This is a genomic window from Streptomyces sp. NPDC002088 (assembly GCF_040296605.1).
In the GTDB taxonomy this organism is placed as follows: Bacteria; Actinomycetota; Actinomycetes; order Streptomycetales; family Streptomycetaceae; genus Streptomyces.
In genome coordinates this window covers 1-23,427 of sequence record NZ_JBEOXO010000007.1, presented here as the reverse complement: position 1 = coordinate 23,427, position 23,427 = coordinate 1, and the positions used below count along the sequence as shown (strand labels likewise).

At 70.0% G+C, this 23,427-nt stretch carries 23 protein-coding genes and 1 rRNA gene; 6 read left to right on the top strand and 18 right to left on the bottom strand.

The annotated features are described in order from the left end of the window. Nucleotides 1–66 precede the first annotated feature (66 nt). A complete protein-coding gene (locus ABT114_RS16560; protein WP_351143062.1) occupies nucleotides 67–852 on the top strand; it encodes a DUF4253 domain-containing protein in 786 nt (261 codons plus the stop codon). 76 nt (nucleotides 853–928) lie between these two features. Here the strand turns inward: ABT114_RS16560 and ABT114_RS16555 are convergent, their stop codons facing one another. Then, entirely contained in the window at nucleotides 929–2,305 is a 1,377-nt protein-coding gene (locus ABT114_RS16555) for a helix-turn-helix domain-containing protein (RefSeq protein WP_351143060.1), read from the bottom strand. A gap of 179 nt (nucleotides 2,306–2,484) precedes the next feature. On the opposite strand from ABT114_RS16555, the gene ABT114_RS16550 reads away from it, so the two are divergent. Continuing rightward, nucleotides 2,485–3,186, top strand: a complete 702-nt coding sequence (locus tag ABT114_RS16550) for a DUF4232 domain-containing protein (protein WP_351143058.1) — start codon at nucleotides 2,485–2,487, stop codon at nucleotides 3,184–3,186. An 89-nt stretch (nucleotides 3,187–3,275) separates the two neighbouring features. Here ABT114_RS16550 and hemB read toward each other — a convergent pair whose 3' ends face one another. Continuing rightward, nucleotides 3,276–4,268 carry a porphobilinogen synthase gene (hemB, locus tag ABT114_RS16545; protein ID WP_351143056.1) on the bottom strand — a complete coding sequence of 331 codons (993 nt, stop codon included), beginning with the start codon at nucleotides 4,266–4,268 and terminating at the stop codon, nucleotides 3,276–3,278. Between the two features lie 81 nt (nucleotides 4,269–4,349). Further along, complete coding sequence (locus ABT114_RS16540; protein WP_351143054.1) at nucleotides 4,350–5,255, bottom strand: SAM-dependent methyltransferase; 906 nt, start codon at nucleotides 5,253–5,255, stop codon at nucleotides 4,350–4,352. 84 nt (nucleotides 5,256–5,339) lie between these two features. On the opposite strand from ABT114_RS16540, the gene ABT114_RS16535 reads away from it, so the two are divergent. Continuing rightward, the gene (locus ABT114_RS16535) at nucleotides 5,340–5,552 is read left to right on the top strand and encodes a hypothetical protein (protein WP_351143052.1); all 213 of its coding nucleotides are present in this window, start codon (nucleotides 5,340–5,342) and stop codon (nucleotides 5,550–5,552) included. A gap of 177 nt (nucleotides 5,553–5,729) precedes the next feature. Here ABT114_RS16535 and ABT114_RS16530 read toward each other — a convergent pair whose 3' ends face one another. The 5 genes from ABT114_RS16530 to ABT114_RS16510 form a co-directional block, all read right to left on the bottom strand. Further along, nucleotides 5,730–7,436, bottom strand: a complete 1,707-nt coding sequence (locus ABT114_RS16530; RefSeq protein ID WP_351143050.1) for a bifunctional uroporphyrinogen-III C-methyltransferase/uroporphyrinogen-III synthase — start codon at nucleotides 7,434–7,436, stop codon at nucleotides 5,730–5,732. Continuing rightward, entirely contained in the window at nucleotides 7,433–8,392 is a 960-nt protein-coding gene (hemC, locus tag ABT114_RS16525) for a hydroxymethylbilane synthase (protein WP_351143048.1), read from the bottom strand. Before hemC ends, ABT114_RS16530 begins: the two co-directional genes overlap by 4 nt. Then, nucleotides 8,389–10,095 (bottom strand): glutamyl-tRNA reductase, encoded by a 1,707-nt coding sequence (locus tag ABT114_RS16520; protein WP_351143046.1) that lies wholly within the window; start codon nucleotides 10,093–10,095, stop codon nucleotides 8,389–8,391. The genes hemC and ABT114_RS16520 overlap by 4 nt, the downstream gene beginning before the upstream one ends. After that, nucleotides 10,092–10,856 carry a redox-sensing transcriptional repressor Rex gene (locus tag ABT114_RS16515; RefSeq protein ID WP_351143044.1) on the bottom strand — a complete coding sequence of 255 codons (765 nt, stop codon included), beginning with the start codon at nucleotides 10,854–10,856 and terminating at the stop codon, nucleotides 10,092–10,094. The genes ABT114_RS16520 and ABT114_RS16515 overlap by 4 nt, the downstream gene beginning before the upstream one ends. A gap of 280 nt (nucleotides 10,857–11,136) precedes the next feature. After that, complete coding sequence (locus ABT114_RS16510) at nucleotides 11,137–11,415, bottom strand: glutaredoxin family protein (RefSeq protein WP_351143042.1); 279 nt, start codon at nucleotides 11,413–11,415, stop codon at nucleotides 11,137–11,139. Between the two features lie 107 nt (nucleotides 11,416–11,522). Here ABT114_RS16510 and ABT114_RS16505 point away from each other — a divergent pair, with 107 nt between their 5' ends. The 3 genes from ABT114_RS16505 (at nucleotide 11,523) to ABT114_RS16495 (ending at nucleotide 15,133) form a co-directional block, all read left to right on the top strand. After that, nucleotides 11,523–12,437, top strand: coding sequence for an HAD family hydrolase (locus tag ABT114_RS16505; protein ID WP_351143040.1), 915 nt, complete (start codon nucleotides 11,523–11,525; stop codon nucleotides 12,435–12,437). Between the two features lie 423 nt (nucleotides 12,438–12,860). Continuing rightward, complete coding sequence (locus ABT114_RS16500; RefSeq protein ID WP_351143038.1) at nucleotides 12,861–13,679, top strand: ECF subfamily RNA polymerase sigma factor, BldN family; 819 nt, start codon at nucleotides 12,861–12,863, stop codon at nucleotides 13,677–13,679. Nucleotides 13,680–13,915: 236 nt separating this feature from the next. Next, nucleotides 13,916–15,133, top strand: coding sequence for a DUF5667 domain-containing protein (locus ABT114_RS16495; RefSeq protein WP_351143036.1), 1,218 nt, complete (start codon nucleotides 13,916–13,918; stop codon nucleotides 15,131–15,133). 114 nt (nucleotides 15,134–15,247) lie between these two features. Here ABT114_RS16495 and ABT114_RS16490 read toward each other — a convergent pair whose 3' ends face one another. The 10 genes from ABT114_RS16490 to rrf form a co-directional block, all read right to left on the bottom strand. Continuing rightward, nucleotides 15,248–16,306 carry a lysophospholipid acyltransferase family protein gene (locus ABT114_RS16490; RefSeq protein ID WP_351143035.1) on the bottom strand — a complete coding sequence of 353 codons (1,059 nt, stop codon included), beginning with the start codon at nucleotides 16,304–16,306 and terminating at the stop codon, nucleotides 15,248–15,250. A 14-nt stretch (nucleotides 16,307–16,320) separates the two neighbouring features. Next, on the bottom strand, nucleotides 16,321–17,382 hold the full coding sequence (locus ABT114_RS16485; protein ID WP_351143033.1) for an NAD-dependent epimerase/dehydratase family protein: 1,062 nt from the start codon (nucleotides 17,380–17,382) through the stop codon (nucleotides 16,321–16,323). 246 nt (nucleotides 17,383–17,628) lie between these two features. Further along, a complete protein-coding gene (locus tag ABT114_RS16480) occupies nucleotides 17,629–17,727 on the bottom strand; it encodes a 30S ribosomal protein bS22 (protein WP_003948845.1) in 99 nt (32 codons plus the stop codon). 131 nt (nucleotides 17,728–17,858) lie between these two features. Next, nucleotides 17,859–18,071, bottom strand: coding sequence for a helix-turn-helix domain-containing protein (locus ABT114_RS16475; protein ID WP_004984898.1), 213 nt, complete (start codon nucleotides 18,069–18,071; stop codon nucleotides 17,859–17,861). A gap of 129 nt (nucleotides 18,072–18,200) precedes the next feature. Continuing rightward, a complete protein-coding gene (locus tag ABT114_RS16470; RefSeq protein WP_351143031.1) occupies nucleotides 18,201–19,016 on the bottom strand; it encodes a phosphatase in 816 nt (271 codons plus the stop codon). Between the two features lie 180 nt (nucleotides 19,017–19,196). Then, nucleotides 19,197–20,369: an acetoin utilization protein AcuC gene (locus ABT114_RS16465; protein ID WP_351143029.1), complete on the bottom strand. Its 1,173-nt coding sequence runs from the start codon at nucleotides 20,367–20,369 to the stop codon at nucleotides 19,197–19,199. After that, a complete protein-coding gene (locus ABT114_RS16460; protein ID WP_351143027.1) occupies nucleotides 20,320–21,537 on the bottom strand; it encodes an MFS transporter in 1,218 nt (405 codons plus the stop codon). Before ABT114_RS16460 ends, ABT114_RS16465 begins: the two co-directional genes overlap by 50 nt. Nucleotides 21,538–21,603: 66 nt before the next feature. Further along, a complete protein-coding gene (locus ABT114_RS16455; RefSeq protein ID WP_351143025.1) occupies nucleotides 21,604–22,347 on the bottom strand; it encodes a VC0807 family protein in 744 nt (247 codons plus the stop codon). 93 nt (nucleotides 22,348–22,440) lie between these two features. Then, nucleotides 22,441–23,085 (bottom strand): HAD family hydrolase, encoded by a 645-nt coding sequence (locus tag ABT114_RS16450; protein WP_351143023.1) that lies wholly within the window; start codon nucleotides 23,083–23,085, stop codon nucleotides 22,441–22,443. A 62-nt stretch (nucleotides 23,086–23,147) separates the two neighbouring features. Beyond that, nucleotides 23,148–23,264, bottom strand: a 5S ribosomal RNA gene (gene rrf, locus ABT114_RS16445). Nucleotides 23,265–23,427: the final 163 nt, after the last annotated feature.

Below are 23,427 nucleotides of genomic sequence, written 5' to 3'. Positions count from 1 at the left end.
CAATCAACCTTTCCGGCGTCCCACCCACGCCGACCGCTGTCAGTGCCTGCCCCTACAGTCGGCGGCATGGCGACACTTCCCAACCCGCTGCCCACGCTGGCGGCCGACCCGAGCGGTCGTTCGCTCGGGCTCCAACTCCCGCTCGGGAGACTGATCGACGCGACGGACGAAGGTCCGTGGCACGAGCCGTTGCTGTGGCACGCCGAGCAGCCCGCGTCCACCGGCAACTGGACTGCGCTGGGCGTGCGCGCCGGGCGCGCGGGCCTCCTCCCCGTTCTGATAGACCTCGGCGGCAGCCAAGGCGGGCCGGAGGAGTGGGACTTGATGCCCGGGGAGGCGTCGTATCCGGGGAATCACGACGCCGAGGAGGTACTCGAGGAGTTCTGGGAGGAGTACGCGGCGGCGGAGGACGAGTGGCCCGGCCTTGCCGCCCCCCTCACCCGCACCGCCGATCCGGACGCGCGTGCCGCCGAGGTCGCCGACTCCCTGGCCGACGACCGCACCTGGTTCAAGGAACCGCACCTGGCCCTGGTGCCGGCGCGCCGCAGCGCGGACATCCCGGCGGCCATCGGCTGGACCGGCCCCCTGAACTACGAGGAGGACGTCGCCGTCTACTGTGCGGTCCTGCGCTCCTGGGAGGACCGCTTCGGCATACGGGTCGTGGCTCTCGGTTTCGACCGCATGGTCGTGTCCGTCGCCGCCCCGCCCACCACCCCGGCCGAAGCCGAGGCGGTGGCGGCGGAGCACTTCGCGTTCTGCCCGGACAACATCACGCACGACGGCCCGGACGCTCTGCGCGACTACGCGAAGGACCTGATCGGCGAACAGACGTGGTCCTTCTGGTGGGACTGACCGATGGACGCCGGCTGGGGGAGGGCTTGCGTGACGAGGGACCGTCGGACGCGGGCCTGCCCTCGGCGTCCTCCGCCTACGAAGTCGTCCCTGCCTTGACCCACCCCGAGCCGCCGAGCGGGAACTCGTAGGCGGGCCGCCCGTTGTTGCCGCTCGTGCGGAACGGCCTGCCGTGGTCGTCGATCCGGAGCGTGCCGTGCCGGGAGCCGCTGGACCAGGCCAGCTCCAGGTACCAGCTCACGTCGTACGCGGAGGCGTCGGCGGTGATGTAGTAGACCTCCGGGTCGGACTCGCTCACCTTGAACGGGAAGTCCCGGTGCCCCGCCTCGGGCACGACGGCCGGACGCGCGGCGTCGAGGGCCACGGTGAAGGACCGGGTCGGCACACCGCCGCCGCAACCGACCCCGGGGTAACCCATGGCGTAGTCGTTCCAGGCGAGGGGCGAGCTCTTGCTCGTACGGACCGTCAGGCTGTCCACGACCACGGTCTCCTGCCCGGTGCCCTGCACGGTCAGCGTGACGAACTGCTCCCCCGACGACACGGCCTTGTGCGCGGCCACCCAGGCGGTCGCATCCGACTCCAGCGGCGGCGGGGACACCTCCCCCGGCGGCCGGTCGATCAAGTAGTGCTGGGAGCAGGGGCTTTCCCAGGTGTACGGGCTCGTGGTGACCGTCAGCGGCACGGCATCGGAGGCGGCGTCACCGCCATCGGCCTGACCTCCCTCCGCGGAAGCCGAAACCGAAGCCGCGGTTGAGGCCGGGGCGGAGGGTGAGGGGGAACCGGAGCCGGAGGGAGAGGCGGAGGCGGAAGCAGACGCCGAGGCGCCGTCGTCCGGTGTCCGCGCGGCCTTCCCGCCGCCCGCGCCCTGCCCCGACGCGGCCCCGACGGGGCTCCCGTCACCGCCGTCCGAGCCGCCGGAGGGAAGGCCCAGGGCCAGCGTGACGGCACCGAGGACGGCGGCGACGACGAGCCCGGCGATGAGGGCGGTACGGGTGCGGCGGCCGGTTTCCGGGACGACCTCTCCCGCTTCCGCCGGCCCGGACGTGACCGTCGGCTCGGACATCAGCTCCGGCGCCGGTTCTGGCGTCAGCTCTGGTGTCAGCTCCGGCGCTGGCTCTGGCGTCGGTTCTGGCGCTGGCTCTGGTGTCGGCCCAGGCGCCGCCTCTGGCCTCGGCCGCGGCTCAGGCGTTGGTTCCTTCCGCCCCCGCACCGCGTCCGCCAGCACCCACCGCCGGTGCAGCTCGACCAGCTCGTCCGATGACGCCTTGCAGAGGCGGGCGAGCCGCTCCACGGGGGCGTAGTCCGTCGGTACGGCATCCCCGTTGCAGTAGCGGTGCAGGGTCGACGTACTCATGTGGAGCCGTTTGCCGAGCACCCCGTAACTCAGCCCGGAACGCTCCTTCAACTCCCGCAGCAGCTCCGCGAACCCCGCGCCCGCCGTTCCCTCCGACACCGTTCTTCCCTCCCCCGTGTCCCATCCCCGCATTCCAGGGAGGGGACGTTTCCCCAGGTCAAAGCCGGTGTGGGCATTCCAGCGTCCCTGATCGTCCGCCGATCGTGGCGGCCGGGACGGATCGCCCCACAAGCTGTGACCATCCAAGCACGCCACCCCTTCTCGGAAGAGGACCTGCCATGCGAACTCGACGTACCCGCCTGCTCGCCGCCACCGGCCTCGCCCTCGCCGCCCTCGCTCTCACGGCATGCGAGGACGGGACTGGAGCGAGGGACGAAGGCGCGTCGAAGCCGGCCACGACGACCACGACACCGACGCAGACTCAGACTCAGACGCCTTCGGCGGAGAAGCCGGCAGGTGGGGCCACCGCAGAGCCGGGCACGACACCGAACTCCACCTCGGATTCCTCGGCCTCCACGGGAGGCTCGACGTCGGACTCCTCGTCCGACGCCTCCCGCGTCCTCTGCAACGGCTCCAACACGAAGGTCACCGCCCAGCCGGTCTCCCGACCCCTCAACCACATGCTGATCACGGTCAAGAACACGGGCAGCAAGACCTGCGACCTGACCTACTTCCCCGTGCTCCGCTTCGACGAGATGCAGTGGGTTCCGCAGGGGGCCGAGGCGACCCAGCCGCAGGCGGTGGTCACCCTCGCGCCCGGCGAGTCCGGCTACGCGGGCGTACTGCTCGCCGCCGCCGACGGCAGCGGCGACGGCGGCACGACCGGCCACAAGCTGACGATCGCCTTCCAGGGCACGACACCCAACAGCAGCGGCGGCGCGTCCGCGACCCCGTCCCTGCCGGCCAAGGGCGTGTACTACGACAGCTCGCTGACGGTCACGTACTGGCAGCAGAACATGGACGACGCGATCAACTACTGAGCGCCTGAGCGGCCTTGACGAAGTCCGACACAGCCCCCACCGGCCCGCAGGTCGTCACCGCGCTTCCAGCGGAGCACTCAGCGGAGCGCTCAGCGCAGCTTCCGGGCCACCTCGGTGGCCCAGTACGTAAGGATGTTCTGCGCACCCGCCCGCTTGATGCCCATCAGCGCCTCCAGGATCGCCCGGTCCCGGTCGATCCAGCCCTTCTCGGCGGCGGCCTCGATCATCGAGTACTCGCCGGAGATCTGGTAGGCGGCGACCGGCACGTCCACGGCGTCGGAGACCCGGGCCAGGATGTCGAGGTAGGGCCCGGCCGGCTTGACCATCACCATGTCGGCGCCCTCCTCCAGGTCGAGGGCCAGCTCACGCAGGGACTCACGGATGTTCGCCGGGTCCTGCTGGTACGTCTTCCGGTCCCCCTGCAGGGACGAGCCGACGGCCTCCCGGAAGGGACCGTAGAAGGCGGAGGCGTACTTGACGGTGTAGGCGAGGATGGCGACGTCCTCGCGCCCGATCTGGTCGAGCGCGTCGCGGATGACGCCGATCTGGCCGTCCATCATCCCGCTGGGTCCGACCACGTGGGCGCCCGCGTCGGCCTGGACCTGCGCCATCTCGGCGTACCGCTCGAGCGTGGCGTCGTTGTCGACGCGGCCCTGCTCGTCGAGGACACCGCAGTGCCCGTGGTCGGTGGTCTCGTCCAGGCACAGGTCGGACATCACCAGCAGGTCGTCACCGACCTCGGCACGGACATCGCGCAGGGCGACCTGGAGGATCCCGTCCGGGTCGGTGCCCGGCGTCCCGACCGCGTCCTTCTTCGACTCCTCGGGCACTCCGAAGAGCATGATCCCGGAGATCCCGGCCTCCACCGCCTCCAGCGCGGCCTTCTTCAGGCTGTCGCGGGTGTGCTGCACGACTCCGGGCATCGCCGTGATCGGCACCGGCTCGCTCACACCCTCGCGCACGAACGCGGGGAGGATGAAGTCGGCGGGGTGCAGCCGGGTCTCGGCGACCATACGCCGCATGACGGGGGTGGTGCGCAGCCGCCGGGGACGCGTACCGGGAAAAGATCCGTACTTCGTCATGGTCCCTACGCTACGCCCGCCCCGCGCATGCCTTTGCCGACGCCGAGTCGGCCGCCGCTTACCGATCTGGGCAGGCGTCCCTCAGGCCTTGCGGCCGAGCGCCGCGTGGACGGCGACGGTGGCCTTCGTGAGGTCGTTGATGTCGTGGTACTTGATCCGGTCGATGAGGTCCAGCGACTCGTAGTACTCGGGGTCCGGCGTCGGGGGCACGGGCGCCGCACCGTCGGGTCGCCACTGAGGGACGGGGACCACTCCCGGCTCGGCGAGCGTCAGGCCGTTGTCGGTGAAGAACCGCTCCACCTCCGCCTGTGAACGCAGGTAGAAGGTCAGCCCGCTCTTCTTGAACGACTCCACCACCTTGGCGGTGTCTTCCTGGTGCAGGTCCGAGGCCATGTGGCTGAAGATCAGCCAGCTCCCCGAGGGCAGCGCGTCCAGCAGTTCGCGGACGATGCCGTACGCCTCGTCGTCGTCGATGAAGTGCAGCACGGCCACCAGGCCCAGGGCGATGGGCTGGTCGAAGTCCAGTGTCCGGGCCGCCTCGCGCAGGATGCTCGGGTAGTCGCGCAGGTCGGCGTCGATGTACTCGGTACGGCCCTCGGGCCCGCTGGTCAGCAGGGCGCGCGCGTGCGCGAGCACGACCGGGTCGTTGTCGGCGTACACCACCCGCGACTCGGGGGCGATGGCCTGGGCGATCTGGTGCACGTTCTGCGCGGTCGGCAGCCCGGTGCCGATGTCGAGGAACTGCCGGATGCCTTCCTTCTCCACGAGCGCGGTGACCGCACGGCGCAGGAAGTCCCGGTTGTGCCGGGCGGTGAGGAATCCCTGGGGGTGGTTGGCTATGGCCGCGGCGGCGGCCTGGCGGTCGACCGGGTAGTTGTCCTTGCCGCCGAGCATCACGTCGTAGACCCGGGCCGGGTGCGGCTTCGTGGTGTCGATCCTGCTGCGGATGTCCGCAGGGGGCTGGCTGGGGTCGAATGCATCGGCCATGGGAACTTCCCTCGGATGGAGCGGACAACGCTTGAGCGACATCGATTCAATCAGCAACTAAGGCTGCCGGAAGGTCATTTCACCATGCGACTGTCGGTCAACTGTTTCCCCCTGCTGCTGCCGGCCGACGACAACAGCACGGTGGCCACGACCATCCTCCCCTCCGAAGCCAAGGCCGCCACCACGGCAGCCAACCTGGCCGCCCAGACCACGGCCGCGACCCAACCGATGCCGGCCCGTCCGGGCGCGACCCAGACGATGCCGCATCAGCTGCGCGGCAACGGCAAGCAGAGCTGACCCTCCGCTCGGCCGTCACCTGAGCGCGCGCCCCACCGGGTAGCGCGCAAGGAAATAGGGCCGCCCGCCACCAGCGGACGGCCCTACGCCGTTATACGCGAGTCGCCGTCATAGGCGAGTCGCTGTTCTGCACGAGTCTCAGGAGACGGCTGCTGAGCAGCGTCGGCCCCCGGCCCACTACGTCGTACGACGCCGCCGAGCCCCCGGCCTGCGCTCACTCGGCCGAGTCACCGGATCCCCGGCCTCCTGTGCGGCAGCCCTGCGTCGCAGCCCGAAGTCGGCAAGCGCCGCCGCCAGCTTGTGCACGGACGGCTCCGGAGCCATGACGTCGACCCGCAGCCCGTGCTCCTCAGCGGTCTTCGCCGTGGCCGGACCGATACACGCGATCACCGTCACGTTGTGCGGCTTCCCGGCGATACCCACCAGGTTGCGCACCGTGGAGGACGACGTGAAGAGAACGGCGTCGAAGCCACCCCCCTTGATCGCCTCCCGCGTGTCCGCCGGCGGCGGCGACGCCCGCACGGTCCGGTAGGCCGTGACGTCGTCGACCTCCCAGCCCAGCTCGATGAGCCCGGCGACAAGGGTCTCCGTGGCGATGTCGGCCCGGGGTAGGAAAACCCGGTCGATCGGGTCGAAGACGGGGTCGTACGGCGGCCAGTCCTCCAGCAGGCCCGCGGCCGACTGCTCCCCGCTGGGCACGAGGTCCGGCTTCACGCCGAAGGCGATCAGCGCCTTCGCGGTCTGCTCGCCCACCGCGGCGACCTTGATGCCCGCGAACGCGCGCGCGTCGAGCCCGTACTCCTCGAACTTCTCCCGCACGGCCTTGACCGCGTTCTCCGAGGTGAAGGCGATCCACTCGTACCGTCCGGTCACGAGCCCCTTGACCGCCCGCTCCATCTGCTGGGGCGTGCGCGGCGGCTCGACGGCGATCGTCGGGACCTCGTGCGGCACCGCGCCGTAGGACCGCAGCTGGTCGGAGAGCGACGCCGCCTGCTCCTTCGTGCGCGGCACGAGCACCTTCCAGCCGAACAGCGGCTTGGACTCGAACCACGCCAGCTGGTCGCGCTGGGCGGGGGCGGAACGCTCACCGACCACGGCTATCACCGGGCGGCCGCCGTCCGGGGACGGCAGGACCTTCGCCTGCTTCAGCGTCTGCGCGATCGTGCCGAGCGTGGCGCTCCACGTCCGCTGCCGCGTGGTCGTACCGGCGATGGTCACCGTCATCGGTGTGTCGGGCTTGCGGCCCGCGGACACCAGCTCGCCGGCCGCCACGGCCACCGAGTCCAGCGTCGTCGACACGACGACGGTCCCGTCCGACGCGCCGACCTCGGTCCAGCACCGGTCCGATGCGGTCCGCGCGTCGACGAACCGTACGTCCGCGCCCTGCGCGTCCCGCAGCGGTACACCGGCGTACGCGGGCACGCCGACGGCGGCCGCGATGCCGGGGACGACCTCGAAGGGAACACCCGCGGCGGCGCAGGCGAGCATTTCGGCGGCGGCGTACGTATCGAGTCCGGGGTCCCCGGACACCGCACGCACGACCCGCCTGCCGCCCCGCGCGGCCTCCATGACAAGATGTGCGGCATCCCGCACGGCGGGGACGCCAGCGGTTGTTGACGCGCCGTCAACAACCGTTAGCTGAGGCGCGCCTGCGGCCGGAACCGGGTCCGAAGAGGGATCCGTTTCCGTGTTCACGACGGCGACGCCAGGCCTGGCATGCGTACGCACGACGTCGAGCACCTCGTGCTCGGCGACGAGGACGTCCGCGTTCGCCAGCGCCTCCACGGCGCGCAGAGTCAGCAGTCCCGGATCCCCGGGTCCGGCACCCAGGAAGGTGACGTGCCCGTGCTCAGGACCGGCGGCAGGAAGGGCGGTGGGGCTCACTGTGCTTGCTCCCCCATCAGACCGGCCGCGCCCTGGGCGAGCATCTCGGCAGCGAGTTCGCGACCGAGCGCCATTGCCTGGTCGTGCGACTCGGGCACGGGACCGGTGGTGGACAGCTGCACCATGCGAGTGCCGTCGGTCGTACCGACGACGCCCCGCAGGCGCATTTCGTTGACAATCTGCCCGTCGGCCAGAAGGTCGGCCAGCGCACCCACAGGGGCGCTGCAACCGGCCTCCAGGGCGGCGAGCAGTGACCGTTCGGCGGTCACGGCGGCCCGCGTGAACGGGTCGTCGAGCTCACCGAGCGCCGCGATGAGGTCCGCGTTGTCCGCGGTGCACTCGATCGCCAGGGCCCCTTGGCCGGGGGCGGGCAAAACCGTGTCGACCGACAGGAAGTCGGTCACTTCGTCGCTGCGGCCGATGCGGTTCAGGCCGGCCGCGGCCAGTACGACGGCATCGAGCTCGCCGTCCCGCACGAACCCGATCCGCGTGTCGACGTTCCCGCGGACCGGCACTATCTCGATGTCCAGCCCGTGGCTGCGCGCGTACGCGTTCAGCTGCGCCGTGCGGCGCAGCGCGCCGGTGCCTATGCGGGCCCCGCGGGGGAGGTCCGTGAACTTCAGGGCGTCGCGGGCGACGATGACGTCGCGCGGGTCCTCGCGCACCGGAATGGCGGCCAGCGCCAGCTCCTCGGGCTGTGCGGTCGGCAGGTCCTTCAGCGAATGGACCGCGAAGTCGACCTCGCCGCGCAGCAGGGCGTCGCGCAGGGCGGTCACGAAGACCCCTGTGCCGCCGATCTGCGCGATGTGTTCGCGGGAGGTGTCGCCGTACGTGGTGATCTCGACGAGCTCGACGGGCCGTCCGGTCACCTGGCTCACGGCGTCCGCCACCTGCCCGGACTGGGCCATGGCGAGTTTGCTTCGCCTGGTCCCCAGCCTCAGTGCCTTCTGACTCATGCTGGCCCTCGGTTCTTGGCGTTCTTCTCGGTGCTTTCCTCGGCCCGGGAGACGGAGGCCACCGTCTCGGGGTCGAGGTCGAACAGGGTCCGCAGCGCGTCCGCGTACCCGGCGCCGCCGGGCTCGGCCGCGAGTTGCTTGACCCGTACGGTCGGTGCGTGCAGCAGCTTGTCGACGACGCGCCGCACGGCCTGGGTGATCTCGCCGCGCTGCTTTTCGTCGAGGCCGGGCAGCCGCCCGTCGAGCCGCGCGATCTCGCTCGCGACGACATCGGCGGCCATGGTGCGCAGGGCGACCACGGTGGGCGTGATGTGCGCGGCCCGCTGGGCCGCCCCGAAGGCCGCGACCTCGTCGGAGACGATACGCCGAACCTGGTCCACATCGGCCGCCATCGGCGCGTCCGCGGAGGCCCCGGCGAGCGACTCGATGTCCACCAGGCGCACCCCGGCCAGCCGGTGCACGGCGGCGTCGATGTCGCGGGGCATCGCGAGGTCGAGGAGGAACAGGACCGGCTCGGGGCGCGGAGCCTCGGGAGCCGGCTCGGGCTTGCGGTGCTCGGGGATGCGGCCGACGGTGGCCACGGTCGCGGCGAGCGCGGAGATCAGCTCGGCGTCGGCCTCGGGCGCGCTGCGCAGGGCCTCGCGCCGGTCGACGGTGCCGTTGTCGACCCAGGCCGCGTGCTGCTCCAGCGTCGCCGCGTCCATGCCGGCGACGGCGGCCTCCCCCATCACGGAGAAGCCGGACTGCACGGCGGCCAGGTCGAGCGGGCAGTTCTCGTCGGCGCCGACGGAGGTGGGCGGCAACGGTCGTACGTCGGTACGAGTGCCGTCGGTCCCGGCGACCTCCGCGACGGGCTGTCCGGTCCGGCCCTCCACCGCGGCGGCGATGGTCTCCGCCGTGAGGACGAGTCCGGTCGCGCCGGTACAGGAGACGGCCACGTCGGCACGTGTCAGCTCGAGCGGCACCGCGTCCATCGGTACCGCGCGGGCCGGCACGTCCGTCTCGTCGCTCTCGGTGAGGATCTGAGCGAGGCGCTCGGCGCGGTCGGCGGTGCGGTTGGCGATCACGATCTCGCCGACCCCGGCGCGCGCGAGCGTGGCGGCGGCCAGCGAGGACATCGAGCCCGCGCCGATCACCAGGGCCTTCTTGCCCCGGGCCCACGTCCGGACGTCGGCGCCCGCGGACAGCTGCTCCAGGCCGAAGCTGACCAGGGACTGTCCGGCGCGGTCGATGCCGGTCTCGGAGTGGGCGCGCTTGCCGACCCGCAGGGCCTGCTGGAACAGGTCGTTCAGCAGCCGTCCGGCACTGTGCAGTTCCTGCGCCTTGGCCAGGGAGTCCTTGATCTGCCCGAGGATCTGGCCCTCGCCGACGACCATGGAGTCCAGCCCGCAGGCCACCGAGAACAGGTGGTGGACGGCCCGGTCCTCGTAGTGCACGTAGAGATAGGGGGTGAGCTCCTCGAGCCCGACCCCGCTGTGCTGGGCGAGCAGCGTGGACAGCTCGGCGACACCGGCGTGGAACTTGTCCACGTCGGCGTACAGCTCGATGCGGTTGCAGGTCGCGAGGAGGGCGGCCTCGGCGGCCGGTTCGGCGGCGACCGTGTCCTGGAGCAGCTTGATCTGGGCGTCCGTGTTCAGCGAGGCCCGCTCCAGCACGCTGACCGGGGCGCTGCGGTGGCTCAGTCCCACGACGAGGAGACTCATGCCGGCATCACGGCGGGTACGTCCCCGTCAGGTCCCTGCTCTGCGGACTGCTTGCGGGCGGCGGTGGCCCGTACGACGCCGCCACCGGCCGCGGCTTCCTCGCCGGCCTTGCGCTGCTCGTGGAAGGCGAGGATCTGCAGCTCGATGGAGAGGTCGACCTTGCGCACGTCGACGCCGTCCGGGACGGACAGCACGGTCGGCGCGAAGTTGAGGATGGAGGTGACTCCGGCGGCGACCAGACGGTCGCAGACCTGCTGGGCGACGCCCGGCGGGGTGGTGATGACGCCGATGGAGACGCCGTTCTCGTCGATGATCTTCTCCAGGCCGTCGCTGTGCTGCACGGCGATCCCGGCGACCTGCTTTCCGGCCATTGCCGGATCGGCGTCGATGAGCGCCGCGACCCGGAAACCACGCGAGGCGAACCCGCCGTAATTGGCCAGAGCGGCACCGAGGTTACCGATACCGACGATCACGACCGGCCAGTCCTGGGTCAGGCCCAGCTCGCGGGAGATCTGGTAGACGAGATACTCGACGTCGTAGCCCACACCGCGCGTCCCGTACGACCCGAGGTAGGAGAAGTCCTTGCGCAGCTTGGCGGAGTTGACCCCCGCCGCGGCCGCGAGCTCCTCGGAGGAGACCGTGGGTACCGAGCGCTCCGACAGTGCGGTCAGGGCGCGGAGGTAGAGCGGAAGCCTGGCGACGGTGGCCTCGGGAATCCCTCGGCTACGGGTCGCCGGTCGGTGAGTTCGGCCAGTTGCCACGGTGCTCCTGCGGGTAGAGCGGGGCTGCAGGCGGTCACACGTACCAAGACCGCCCCGTCGAAAGCAGGCTATGTCTTTGTGAACGCGTGCACAAAGATTGTGTCCGATTTGCCCGGCCAACGTGACCGGGGTCACGCGCCCCCGGCGCACAGGTGGGGAACCGGCGCACGGGCACCACTGTTCCTTCTTTACGGGGGGCAAAACCGCACACTCTCCTCACGAATCCCGCCCCCGAGACCAACTCGCCATCGATCCTAAGCGACTTTCCTGGCCACTTGGACTAGTCGGTCAGTGCTTTGCGCAACCGCTGTTCATCCACGCGCCAGAAGGTGTGCTGCCTGCCGTCCACCAGGACGACGGGAATCTGCTCCCAGTACTGGTCGTGAAGCCGGGGATCCTCGGTGATGTCCTTGCCTTCCCAGGGCACGCCGAGATCACCACAGACCTTTTCGATCACCAGCTGTGCGTCATCACACAGATGACACCCCGGCTTGCGAATGAGGGTGACCACGCGACCCTCGGGGGACTTGCGCCGAAAGAGGGGACTCATGCCATCCATTCTCGCCTTCCTCCACCCGGTTCTTTTAACGGCTCGGTCGCGGAGAGTTCACACCCTTCAAACGTCTCGGCTCCGGAACCACCGAACAGACTGGCTATGCTCACGCCATGGCCGCTCTCGGATGGCTCACTCCCCGTAGGCGCTCCGCCACGGCGCGGAGCGTGTTGGCAGGCGAGGCCTCGGCGGAGGCAGCGCGCAAGTCGTCACAGCTGGAGGTCTCCGACCAGGAACCGGAATTCCCGGTGCTCGGCGATGAGAAGGCCGCCGCGTTCTTCGACCTCGACAACACCGTGATGCAGGGCGCCGCCCTGTTCCACTTTGGACGAGGTCTTTACAAACGGAAGTTCTTCGAGACCCGTGACCTCGCGAAGTTCGCCTGGCAGCAGGCGTGGTTCCGGCTGGCCGGCGTCGAGGACCCGGAACACATGCAGGACGCCCGCGACTCGGCCCTCTCCATCGTCAAGGGCCACCGCGTCTCCGAGCTGATGTCGATCGGCGAGGAGATCTACGACGAGTACATGGCGGAACGTATCTGGCCCGGCACTCGTGCCCTCGCCCAGGCCCACCTGGACGCGGGCCAGAGGGTGTGGCTGGTCACGGCGGCCCCCGTCGAGATCGCCCAGGTGATCGCCCGCCGCCTGGGCCTGACCGGCGCACTGGGCACGGTCGCGGAGTCGGTCGACGGCGTCTACACGGGCAAGCTGGTGGGCGAACCGCTGCACGGCCCGGCGAAGGCGGAGGCGGTCCGCGCCCTGGCGGCCGCGGAGGGCCTCGACCTCTCCCGCTGCGCCGCCTACAGCGACTCCCACAACGACATCCCGATGCTCTCCCTGGTCGGCCACCCCTACGCCATCAACCCCGACGCCAAGCTCCGCCGACACGCCCGAGACCTCGACTGGCGCCTGCGCGACTACCGCACAGGCCGAAAGGCAGCCAAGGTCGGCATCCCCGCGGCAGCGGGTGTGGGCGCGGTGGCGGGCGGCACGGCGGCGGCGATCGCACTGCACCGCAGGCGCCGGTAGGGAAGCCCGGGAAGGCTCTACGCCGATGCGGACGGGGGGTGCCTGAAGGCAGGCACCCCCCGTCCGTCTCTGTCGGCGGCACGCCCGGGCGACACATCCAGTCACGCCCGCTCGCGAACCGGCCAATCCAGGGGACGTACCCACCCGGCACCCCGCCCAGTCCTCACAGCCCGACCCGGGCACAACACGCCCCGGACCCACCCCCGACCCGAAGCTTTCTGATCAACAATCGTTCACTCTGCGGCACTTGATCGGGCGTCAATCGGTTACAGAAGCGACGTAATCGATTGTTTGAGCAACTCGGTGTAGCAGTGCCTGCACGAAGCGTTATTCTCCTCAGACGCATACCGGTACCCCTCCGTCGCTACGACGGGTGAACGGTCCCGCACTGCACGTGATGGAAGCTCTGCCTCTGGGAGTCCCGTGTACCCACACGTCGGGGTTGACGCCTCGGGCCTGGCTACGCTGCGCGCAACGGTCGCTACGGTCAAGAATCTGTTGCGCGGCTTCGTCCCCGCGTACGCCGTCCCCACCGCGTACACCGTCCCCGCCTTCGCCACCACCACGCCCGTAGGCCCGTGTTACGCACTGGCCGAGGGCAGCGCCGCGGTCGGCAGACGAGGACGTTCGGCGAACGCCGGTGCCGGCAACGGCACCGGCGCCACCACCGCCCGCCGTCCGGCCGCCGACAGCGACAGCGCCCGCATGATGGACCTCGTGGAGCGCGCCCAGGCCGGCGAGGCCGACGCCTTCGGCCGCCTCTACGACCAGTACAGCGACACCGTGTACCGCTACATCTACTACCGGGTGGGCGGCAAGGCGACCGCCGAGGACCTCACCAGCGAGACATTCCTGCGCGCCCTGCGACGTATCGGAACCTTCACCTGGCAGGGCCGCGACTTCGGCGCCTGGCTGGTCACCATCGCCCGCAACCTCGTCGCCGACCACTTCAAGTCCAGCCGCTTCCGGCTGGAAGTGACCACCGGCGAGATGCTCGACGCCAACGAGGTCGAGCGCTCCCCGGAGGACTCCGTCCTGGAGTCCCTCTCCAACGCCGCCCTCCTCGACGCCGTACGCCGGCTCAACCCCCAGCAGCAGGAGTGCGTGACACTCCGCTTCCTCCAGGGCCTCTCCGTCGCCGAGACCGCCCGCGTGATGGGCAAGAACGAGGGTGCCATCAAGACCCTCCAGTACCGCGCCGTCCGCACCCTCGCCCGGCTCCTCCCGGACGATGCCCGCTGAACGGCGCATACCGTCAGCAATCATCAACTCACGTTCAGTGACAGTCCGTTGACTTCCCGATCCGATCATCTGTCGTCCGTAACCCAAGTGCCGTGCCGCTCGTTGTGCGGGATACAGGCTCCCTGTGGTCACTCCCTGGCCGACTTCGATCACCCGATCGTGTGGATGTGGTCAGGGCGTGCAACCCTCAGGACCCCCTGGGGAGTCGACCGTCATGACGAGAGGAGGTGCCGCCAGTGATCGCGAACGTATCGGCGCACCGGCGGGCGAACGCCTTCGCCCAGGCCCTGGAGGAGCTGTCCGACCTGGGCACGGCGGCCGAGCAGTCCGAAGGACCGGCACCGTCCCCGGCTGCTACGGAACAGACCGAGCAGGGTCAGTTGCTGACCCTCGCCACCGGTCTCGGCGCGCTGCCCAAACCGGAGCTCGACCCCGAGGTCAAGGTCGTCCAGCGGGCCCAGCTCGTGGCCGCGATGGAGGCCATGCTCCAGGAGGGCACGCTGGGCGGCGGGGCGACGGACACTTCGGTGCCCGAGCAGCGCTCCCGGTCACGGGGCGCCCACCGGGCGACCGCACTGGGGAAGCTCCGGCCACGCTCCCGCCTGGCCAAGGGCCTCACCGCGGGCGGGCTGAGCGTCGGCGTTGCCGCGGGAGCCCTCGGCGGCGTCGCGGCTGCCAGCTCCGACGCGCTGCCCGGTGACTCGCTCTACGGCCTCAAACGCGGCATCGAGGACTTCAAGCTCAACCACCTGTCCGACGGGGACGACGCGCGCGGCCGTTCCTACCTCGACCAGGCCTCGACCCGACTGAGCGAAGCCCGTCGGCTGATGGAGCGCGGCCGCGGCGGCCACCTCGACCACGAATCCCTCGCCGAGGTCCGCCGCACCCTGTCCGGCATGCAGCACGACGCGTCCGAGGGCCACCGGCTGCTGCACGAGGTGTACGAGCGCGACCCCGAGTCACTGGGCCCCATCCAGGCCCTCTCCAGCTTCTCCCGCTCCCACCGCGAGGCCTGGGGCGCGCTGCGCGAGAAGCTCCCGGTCCAGCTCGGCGACGTCAGTGACCAGGTGTCGTCGGTGTTCGACGCCATAGACGAAGAGGTCGCCCCGCTGCAGTCCCTGCTCCCCCAGCCCCCGGCCCGGACCGGCGGCGGCCAGCGGCAGGGATCCGGCTCGGCGTCCACCGGATCGTCCGGTTCCGACCGGTCGACCGCGCCCAGCACCGGCGACGGCACCTCCGACACCGGCCACTCCGGCACCGGCAGCCCGAGCAAGTCGGCGAGCGCCGGCGACCTGCTCGGCGGCAGCGCCGGCGGCCTGCTCGACCCGCCCAAGGACACCGGCAGCGCGTCACCGTCCACGAGCCCGTCGACCGGCCAGCCGGACGTCACCCTCCCGCCGCTGCTCCCGGGCCTGCTGCCCGGCCTCGGCATCGACGGCGAGGACGCGGACTAGGCGGCACGGCAAGTGGATGGGGGCGCCCTTCTGAGAGGGGCGCCCCCATCGCCGTACCCACAGGCATCTGTCAGGTTTCTCAGACAACGCCCGTGAAAAAACCGCGGCGCGGTCTCAGAAGAACACCGACCGGCGCTGCACCAGCAGCTTGTAGAGGGTGTGCTGGATCTGCTCCCTGACCTGGTCGGTCAGGTTGAACATCAGCATCGGGTCCTCGGCCGCCTCCGGCGGATAGCCGTCCGTGGGGATCGGCTCGCCGAACTGGATCGTCCACTTCGTCGGCAGCGGCACCGCGCCCAGCGGGCCCAGCCACGGGAAGGTCGGCGTGAGCGGGAAGTACGGGAAACCCAGCAGCCGGGCCACGGTCTTGGCGTTGCCGATCATCGGGTAGATCTCCTCGGCCCCGACGATCGAACACGGGATGATCGGCGTGCCCTGGCGCAGCGCCGTGGAGACGAAGCCGCCGCGGCCGAAACGCTGGAGCTTGTAGCGCTCACCGAAGGGCTTGCCGATGCCCTTGAAGCCCTCCGGCATCACCCCGACCACCTCGCCCTGCGCGAGGAGCCGTTCGGCGTCCTCGGCGCAGGCCAGGGTGTGGCCGAGCTTGCGCGCCAGCTCGTTGACCACCGGCAGCACGAAGACCAGGTCGGCGGCCAGCAGCCGCAGATGCCGGCCCGCCGGGTGGTGGTCGTGCACGGCGACCTGCATCATCAGGCCGTCCAGCGGAAGCGTGCCGGAGTGGTTGGCGACGATCAGGGCGCCGCCCTCGGCCGGGATGTTCTCGATGCCCTTCACCTCGACCCGGAAGTACTTCTCGTACACCGGTCGCAGCAGGGACATCAGGACCTGGTCGGTGAGCTCCTCGTCGTAACCGAAGTCGTCGATCTCGTAGTCGCCGGTGAGGCGGCGGCGCAGGAAGGCCAGCCCCCTCGCCACACGGCGCTCCAGGCCGCCGTCGGCGTCGTCCTGCGGCTTCCGGAGGGGCCCGTTCTCATGCGTCACGGGAACATCATCCTGCGCGGCCACAGCCGTGGGCAGGGGCTGGACCTCACGGACCAGGGCGGGCTCACCGCTCTTGCGCCGGTTTCCCGCGCTGCGGCGCCGCGGCGGCCGCTGCACGGCGCTCCCGCGGGACCGGTCGTCGTCGAACGGAATGACCTTGGCGTCCGCCATCGTTGATGCGCTCCTCAGTTGGCGCTCGGCGTCGGGGGGTGGCCGCCGCCCGCGAGGGGCAGCGCGGCGATCCGGTCGACGGCCCCCGCGAGGGCCTCCGGCGGCAGCAGCCCGGGTCCTTGGCTGCGCGCGAAGTCCGCGAAGGTCTCCGCGGTCGTGTACTTCGGCGTGAATCCCAGCGTCTCGCGCATCTGGTCCGTCGCCACGACCCGTCCATGGGTGAGCAGCCGGATCTGCTCGGGCGAGAAGTCCGTCATACCCAGCGTACGCACCAGGGAGCCCGCCCAGGTGACCGCAGGCAGCAGGAGCGGCACCGTGGGACGGCCGAGCCGCCGGGAACACTGGGAGAGCAGCAGGACGCCGTCTCCGGCGATGTTGAAGGTGCCGCTGTTGAGCGTGCCGCGCGCCGGCTCGTGCGAGGCGATCCGCAGCACCTCGACCACATCGTCCTCGTGCACGAACTGCAGCCGCGGGTCGTAGCCGAACACGGTCGGCAGGACGGGCAGCGAGAAGTACGAGACGAGCGGCGTCTCCGCGGTCGGGCCGAGGATGTTGGCGAACCGCAGCACACAGACGGCCACGTCGGGCCGGCGCCGTGCGAAGCCCCGTACGTACCCCTCGACCTCCACCGTGTCCTTCGCGAAGCCGCCGCTGGGCAGCGACTTGGGCGGGGTCGTCTCCGTGAAGACCGCCGGGTCCCGGGACGCGGAACCGTAGACGTTCGTGCTGGACTTCACGACCAGCCGCTTGACGGTCGGGGACTTCTGGCACGCACCGAGCAGCTGCATGGTGCCGATGACGTTGGTCTCCTTGACCATGGTCCGGCTGCCGCTGCCGAGCGCGGTGGCCGTGACGTCCAGGTGGACGACCGTGTCGGCGTTCGTCTCGGCGAGCACGCGCGCTATGGCGGGCTGCCGGATGTCGGCCTGGATGAAGTCGGCGCCGCCCAGGTGGTGCTCGGGCGGGACCGCGTCCACGGCGATGACCCGGTCCACCTGCGGGTCACGCTGGATACGCCGTACGAACCGGCCTCCCAGTTGTCGGGCCACTCCGGTCACGAGCACGACCTTGCCCAAGATCAGCGCCTTCCTTCCAGACCTCGTACCACGCCCAGACCTCGCACCTTGGCCGCGTACCCCGTGTGCGGCCAAACCTAGCGGGTTGATGTTGCGCTGTGATGACCACCCGATGCACGAAGTGACGGGACGTGTCGGAAAACAGCGGTTACAGCGGTTACAGCGGTTCCTGATACGGGGCCCATATGGCTGTGGCCCCCCACCAGTGCGGTGGGGGGCCACAGAGACACGCTCTCGCGACGTCGCTTACTTCTTGTTGCGACGCTGAACGCGCGTGCGCTTGAGCAGCTTGCGGTGCTTCTTCTTGGCCATCCGCTTGCGCCGCTTCTTGATAACAGAGCCCACGACTACCCTCGCTCACTTCTCATCACTCGGTGCTGGGCGCCATGGGCCCATACGACCTACGAGGGGCTAGCCTACCCGTCCGAGCGCTGAGGTCGTAATCGAGGTGTTCCGGGCTGTTCCCGGAATCGCCGTCAGGCCGTCTCCACCCCCACATAGCTCTCGCGGAGGTACTCGTGAACCGCTTGCTCCGGGACTCGGAAGGACCTCCCCACCCGGATCGCGGGCAGATGACCACTGTGCACCAACCGGTACACGGTCATCTTCGACACTCGCATCACCGAGGCGACCTCCGCCACGGTAAGGAACTGAACCTCGTTCAGAGGCCTCTCGCCAGCTGCAGCCATGACACACCTGAACCTTCCGCACTCGACGGCCACCGGCTTCCCCTTCCGGTGACTCTTCGTCGTTGCGTGCTCACTCCCCAATGTAGGGGCGGGTGATGCGAGTGGGGAAGAGGTGCACCCATCGGCGGCCTACTGTGACAGACACGCTCGATTGAGTACGTAGCGGGTAAGCGGGCGGTAGTAATCGGCTCGCACGGCGTCATCAAGTGGAACTACCACGGACACGGACCCCTCGGCTTCCCCCACGAAGAGCGCGGGGTCGTCGGTGTCGGCGAGCCCGATGACCTCGAACCCCAGCTGACCTGCCCCGCAGACCCACCCATGGTCCCCGATCACCAACTCCGGAAGAGGCCCGCCGGCCTCGGCCACCCCGGCCAGCGCGATACGAACCGGGAGCGGCGAGTGCGTGTGTGCGCCGGGCTCACAACCGGGGCGTTCGGCGCCGGGTTCCCGTACGAGCGCGACTCCCCGTACGTAGTCGAGGTGGTACGTACGTAGACCGAACCGGGTCGTTATGTCGACACAGTGACCCTTCGCTGGGGTGATGACCGTACATCCAGCCGCCGACAGCGCGTCCGCAAGCGCGGCGTAGAAACCGAGCAGTCGGTGCGGGTGCCCGGTGCCGAGGAGTACGGGAGCGCCGCGCCGGACGACCGCCGCGAGCCGGTCGGCGAAGGCATCCAGGGCGGCCAGGGTCAGCTCCGGGTCGATCACATCATGACCGGAGACGCATCCGGGATCGGCCGAAACCCCGCACTTGTCCGCCATCAGCTCGATCAGGTCCCGCTGCGACCAAGACCATTCGGGATCGAGCCCGATCAGCACACGGGGGTCGCGAGCGGCGAACAACCGATAGCTCCGCAGACTCTCCTCACGTGAGGTCGCCACGGGCCCGGCCAGGTGCGCCGCCAGCAGATGGGCGCGCAGAGCGCCGATGCTCAACACGGGAGTGATGGTGACGGACGCGTGCGACGACCGCCCCGAAAACGGGCGAACACCGCACAGTCGGCGTAATCCGCAGCGCTCCAATGGGGCGCGGGACCGCATCGATATGCGGCTCCGCCGCGCGAGCGCGACCAGCCACCACGGACCCGCAGGCAACGCACCGGACCTCGAGCGGAGCGGCTACGCCAGCAGTCCTCGCAGCGGAAAGACGGCCCTGCGCGTCGCCAGCACCGCCTGGTCGAGACGGTCCGCGGGGTCGTACCCCACCTCCCAGTCCGCGTACGCCACCGGCCACCGCCCGTCGGTCATCCGCATCGGCGCCAACTGCCGCGTCCGAGCGAACACTTCCTGCCGCCAGCTCTCCGGAATCACCGTCTCCGGAGCGATCTCCCGCCCCGCAGCGATGCCCACCAGATGCGTCCACGACCGCGGGACAACCTCCACCACGGCGTACCCGCCCCCGCCCAGCGCGACCCAGCGCCCGTCGGCGTACTCGTGCGCCAGATCGTGGCAGGCCATCTGCACGGCCCGCTGCGCGTCCAGCGACACGGCCAGATGCGCGAGCGGATCCTCGAAGTGTGTGTCGGCCCCGTGCTGCGTCACCAGCACCTGCGGCCGGAAGTCCGCGATCAGCTCCGGTACGACCGCGTGGAACGCCCGTAGCCACCCCGCGTCCCCGGTCCCGGCCGGCAGCGCCACGTTCACCGCCGTTCCCTCGGCGCCGTCGGCCCCCGTCTCCTGCGGCCACCCCGTCTGCGGGAACAGCGTCCGCGGATGCTCGTGCAGCGAGATCGTCAGAACCCGCGGATCCTCCCAGAAGGCCGCCTGCACACCGTCGCCGTGATGCACGTCGACATCCACATACGCGACCCGCTCGGCGCCCAGCTCCAGCAGTCGCGCGATCGCCAGCGAGGCGTCGTTGTAGATGCAGAACCCCGAGGCAGCCCCGGGCATCGCGTGGTGCAGTCCGCCCGCGAAGTTCACCGCGTGCAGCGCGTCCCCGTGCCACACGGCCTCCGCGGCACCCACCGACTGCCCCGCGATCAGCGCCGACACCTCATGCATCCCGGCGAAGGCGGGATCGTCCATCGTCCCGAGGCCGTACGACGCGTCGGCCGACGCGGGATCCGCCGACGCGGCCTTCACCGCCTCGACGTAGTCCTCCCGGTGGACGAGCCGCAACGTCGACTCCCCGGCCGGCTTCGCCGCGACCACGTCGACGTCCTTGTCGAGCCCGAAGGCGTCGACCAGTCTCCGGGTCAGCGCGAGCCGGACCGGGTCCATCGGATGGTCCGGACCGAAGTCATAGCCCGTTACTGCCTCGTCCCACATCAGCTGTGCGCGGCCGCTCATGCCCGCCACCGTATCGGTCCGGTTGAGCAGCGAACGACCTGGCGTACACCAACGTCACCAGCACCAACACCATCGGCACGAGCATGGCCCCGCGGTAGCTCCACGCGTCCCCCAACGCCCCCACCAACGGCGAACCGATCAGGAACCCGACGTAGTTGAAGATGTTGAGCCGCGCGACGGCCGCGTCCGACGCCCCCGGGAACAACCGGCCGGCCGCGGCAAAGGTCTGCGGCACCAGCACGCACAACCCCAGCCCCAGCAGAGTGAACCCGAGCATCCCGACCCAGGCCCCGGGCGCCCCGGCCACCACGGCGAACCCGACCGCCGCCACCAGCGCCCCCAGCCGTACGACCGCCGCGGCCCCGAACCGCCGCACCCCGAAGTCCCCGATCGCCCGCCCCAGCAACGTGGTCACCATGTACACGTTGTACGGAACGGTCGCCAGCTGCTCCGAACTCCCCAGCACGTCCTGGAGGTACTTCGCACTCCAGTTTGAGACGGTCGAGTCGCCGATGTACGCGAAGGTCATCACCAGACACAGCGGAAGCAGCAACTTGAAGACGAGACCACCCCCGCCGCCCTCACCACTCCCCTCGTCCACGGGCGCCGACTCCCCGTCGACGTACCACCGGCTCCCGATCAGCGCAGCCGGCAACAGCACCACCACGACCGGCAGATACGACACCCACAACGCCAGATCCCAGTGCGCCCCCACCCAGGCCAGCGAGGCGCCCACGATCCCGCCCAGGCTGTACACGGCATGGAAGCTGAGCATGATGCTGCGCCCGTACGTCCGCTGCAGACTCACCCCGAGCATGTTCATAGACGCGTCGAGCGCACCCACGGCAAGGCCGAAGGCGGCCAGCGCGATCCCCAGCTCGACCATCCGGTCCCCGGCCCCGACCCCGAGCAGCGCCAGGAGCACCACGGGCTGGGACCAGCGCAGCAGCCGGCTCGGCGGTATCCGCTTCACCAGCTGCTCGGTCGTCACGCTGCCGGCGCCGGCGAGGATCGGCACGGCGGCGAGGAAGGCGGGCAGCAGCGCGTCGGAGACGCCGTACCGGTCCTGGATGGCCGGGATACGCGTCACGAGCAGGGCGAAGGCGGCTCCCTGAGCGAAGAAGCTGAACGCCAACGAGGCCCTACCGCGCCGCAGCACATCTGTCATGGCGGCGAGCGTAGGGCCCCGGGCTACCTGTGGGTAGATCAAGCCAAAGATGAATTGTCCTCAGCTTTACCTGGCGGCGGCGACGGCGGGCGCAGGAGCAGGGGTTGCGGCAAGGGCAGGCACGGTCGCGACCGCGCCCTCGGCCTTCGCCTCGGCGATGACCATGTGTGCCATGGGACCGGCGGCCAGCGCGCCACTGACGAGGAACCCCAGGACCATCGAGACAATCATGATCACGGAACCGAGCCAGACCATCGTGTCGACGGGCACCGTGTACGCGCCCACGACCCGCACGACGCACTCCGCGAGCAGCACCACGCCCCACACGAGCGAGAAGACCCGCTCGGCCCGCCGGAAGGCCGGGGATCCCGCCTGCAGCCGCGCCCAGGCGGCCTCCCGCTCCGCGTCCCCCTTCACCAGCCAGGGCTTCATACCAGCGGTCATCATCGGCTTCCCCAGCACCACGGAGACCAGGATGCCGATCCCGATGACACTGCTGACACCGCTGTCCTTGGCGAGCATCAGCCGCGGGTCGCCGGCGACGAAGCTGAGCAGCAGCGCGACGACGTTGACGCAGAGGATCAGCGCGGCGAGACCGTTGACCTTCCGCTCCTTGGCCACACCCCACGCCGTGCGCACGGCCGGTGCCACGCTGCTGAGACCGAGCGCCATCAGCGTGCTCATCCCGAACCCGCTCTTGAACAGGTAGTACGACCCGATGGGCACCGCCACGTCCACAAGGAGCGGCGCGAAGTTGGCGGCCTTGCTCTGGCTCCGGCCCTGGCTCTTGCTCTCGGTGTTCGTCGTCATGCCCTTAGCTTCCCGCCGACACCCCGGCCGCCAGTAGAAACGATCGTCCGGAGCTCCGCATGACAAATGTCAGTGCGAGCACGCAGCCTCGGGTCATACCAGCAGGTCAGCCAACTCCCGCGGGTCAGCGAAGAGTTGAGTGGCCCCCGCCAGCCGTTCCGCGGGCGTCATGGCGGTGAATCCGTACACGTCCATCCCGGCCGCAACGGCCGCCTGCACCCCGAGCGGACTGTCCTCGACGACGACGCACTTCTCCGGCGCGACGCCCATCCGCTCGGCCGCGTACAGGAACAGATCCGGCGCCGGCTTCCCGCGGCCCACGTCCTGCGAACTGAAGACCCGCTCCTCGTCGAACCACCGATCCAGCCCGGTCGTCCGATGCCCCACCCGAATCCGCTCATGGCTCCCCGACGACGCAACGCAGTACCGCACCCCGTCCGCCGCCAGCTTCTCCAGCACGTCGACCACGCCAGGCACGGGCTTCAACTCCCGCTCGAAGGCAGCGAACACACGCGCGTGAAAGACGTCGTCGAAGTCCGAGGGCAGTCGCCGGCCCGTGCGCTCGTGGATCAGGTCATGGATCCGGTGCATCGCGGACCCCATGTAGTCACGGATGGAGTCCTCGTACGAGGTCGGGTGCCCGAGCTCCGTCAGATAGGCCGCCAGAAGCCGGTTGGAGATCGGCTCGCTGTCGACGAGGACGCCGTCGTTGTCGAAGATAACCAGGTCATAGCGCATGATGCCGAGCCTAAACGCAGAAAACCCCCGCATCTTTCGATGCGGGGGTTTTCCCAAAATTTGTTCGGCGGCGTCCTACTCTCCCACAGGGTCCCCCCTGCAGTACCATCGGCGCTGTAAGGCTTAGCTTCCGGGTTCGGAATGTAACCGGGCGTTTCCCTCACGCTATAACCACCGAAACACTATGAAACTGACAACCGCACCATCATCGTGGCCCGACAATGGGGTCGTTCGTGGTTTCAGAACCAACACAGTGGACGCGAGCAACTGAGGACAAGCCCTCGGCCTATTAGTACCGGTCAACTCCACCCATTACTGGGCTTCCATATCCGGCCTATCAAC

What these genes read in the sequence shown, in the direction of transcription:
- ABT114_RS16560 (WP_351143062.1), top strand. Translation starts at nt 67, where the DNA reads ATGGCGACACTTCCCAACCCGCTGCCCACGCTGGCGGCCGACCCGAGC.
- ABT114_RS16550 (WP_351143058.1), top strand. Translation starts at nt 2,485, where the DNA reads ATGCGAACTCGACGTACCCGCCTGCTCGCCGCCACCGGCCTCGCCCTC.
- hemB (WP_351143056.1), bottom strand. Translation starts at nt 4,268, where the DNA reads ATGACGAAGTACGGATCTTTTCCCGGTACGCGTCCCCGGCGGCTGCGC.
- ABT114_RS16540 (WP_351143054.1), bottom strand. Translation starts at nt 5,255, where the DNA reads ATGGCCGATGCATTCGACCCCAGCCAGCCCCCTGCGGACATCCGCAGC.
- ABT114_RS16535 (WP_351143052.1), top strand. Translation starts at nt 5,340, where the DNA reads ATGCGACTGTCGGTCAACTGTTTCCCCCTGCTGCTGCCGGCCGACGAC.
- hemC (WP_351143048.1), bottom strand. Translation starts at nt 8,392, where the DNA reads ATGAGTCAGAAGGCACTGAGGCTGGGGACCAGGCGAAGCAAACTCGCC.
- ABT114_RS16520 (WP_351143046.1), bottom strand. Translation starts at nt 10,095, where the DNA reads ATGAGTCTCCTCGTCGTGGGACTGAGCCACCGCAGCGCCCCGGTCAGC.
- ABT114_RS16510 (WP_351143042.1), bottom strand. Translation starts at nt 11,415, where the DNA reads ATGGATGGCATGAGTCCCCTCTTTCGGCGCAAGTCCCCCGAGGGTCGC.
- ABT114_RS16505 (WP_351143040.1), top strand. Translation starts at nt 11,523, where the DNA reads ATGGCCGCTCTCGGATGGCTCACTCCCCGTAGGCGCTCCGCCACGGCG.
- ABT114_RS16490 (WP_351143035.1), bottom strand. Translation starts at nt 16,306, where the DNA reads ATGGCGGACGCCAAGGTCATTCCGTTCGACGACGACCGGTCCCGCGGG.
- ABT114_RS16475 (WP_004984898.1), bottom strand. Translation starts at nt 18,071, where the DNA reads ATGGCTGCAGCTGGCGAGAGGCCTCTGAACGAGGTTCAGTTCCTTACC.
- ABT114_RS16465 (WP_351143029.1), bottom strand. Translation starts at nt 20,369, where the DNA reads ATGAGCGGCCGCGCACAGCTGATGTGGGACGAGGCAGTAACGGGCTAT.
- ABT114_RS16460 (WP_351143027.1), bottom strand. Translation starts at nt 21,537, where the DNA reads ATGACAGATGTGCTGCGGCGCGGTAGGGCCTCGTTGGCGTTCAGCTTC.
- ABT114_RS16455 (WP_351143025.1), bottom strand. Translation starts at nt 22,347, where the DNA reads ATGACGACGAACACCGAGAGCAAGAGCCAGGGCCGGAGCCAGAGCAAG.
- ABT114_RS16450 (WP_351143023.1), bottom strand. Translation starts at nt 23,085, where the DNA reads ATGCGCTATGACCTGGTTATCTTCGACAACGACGGCGTCCTCGTCGAC.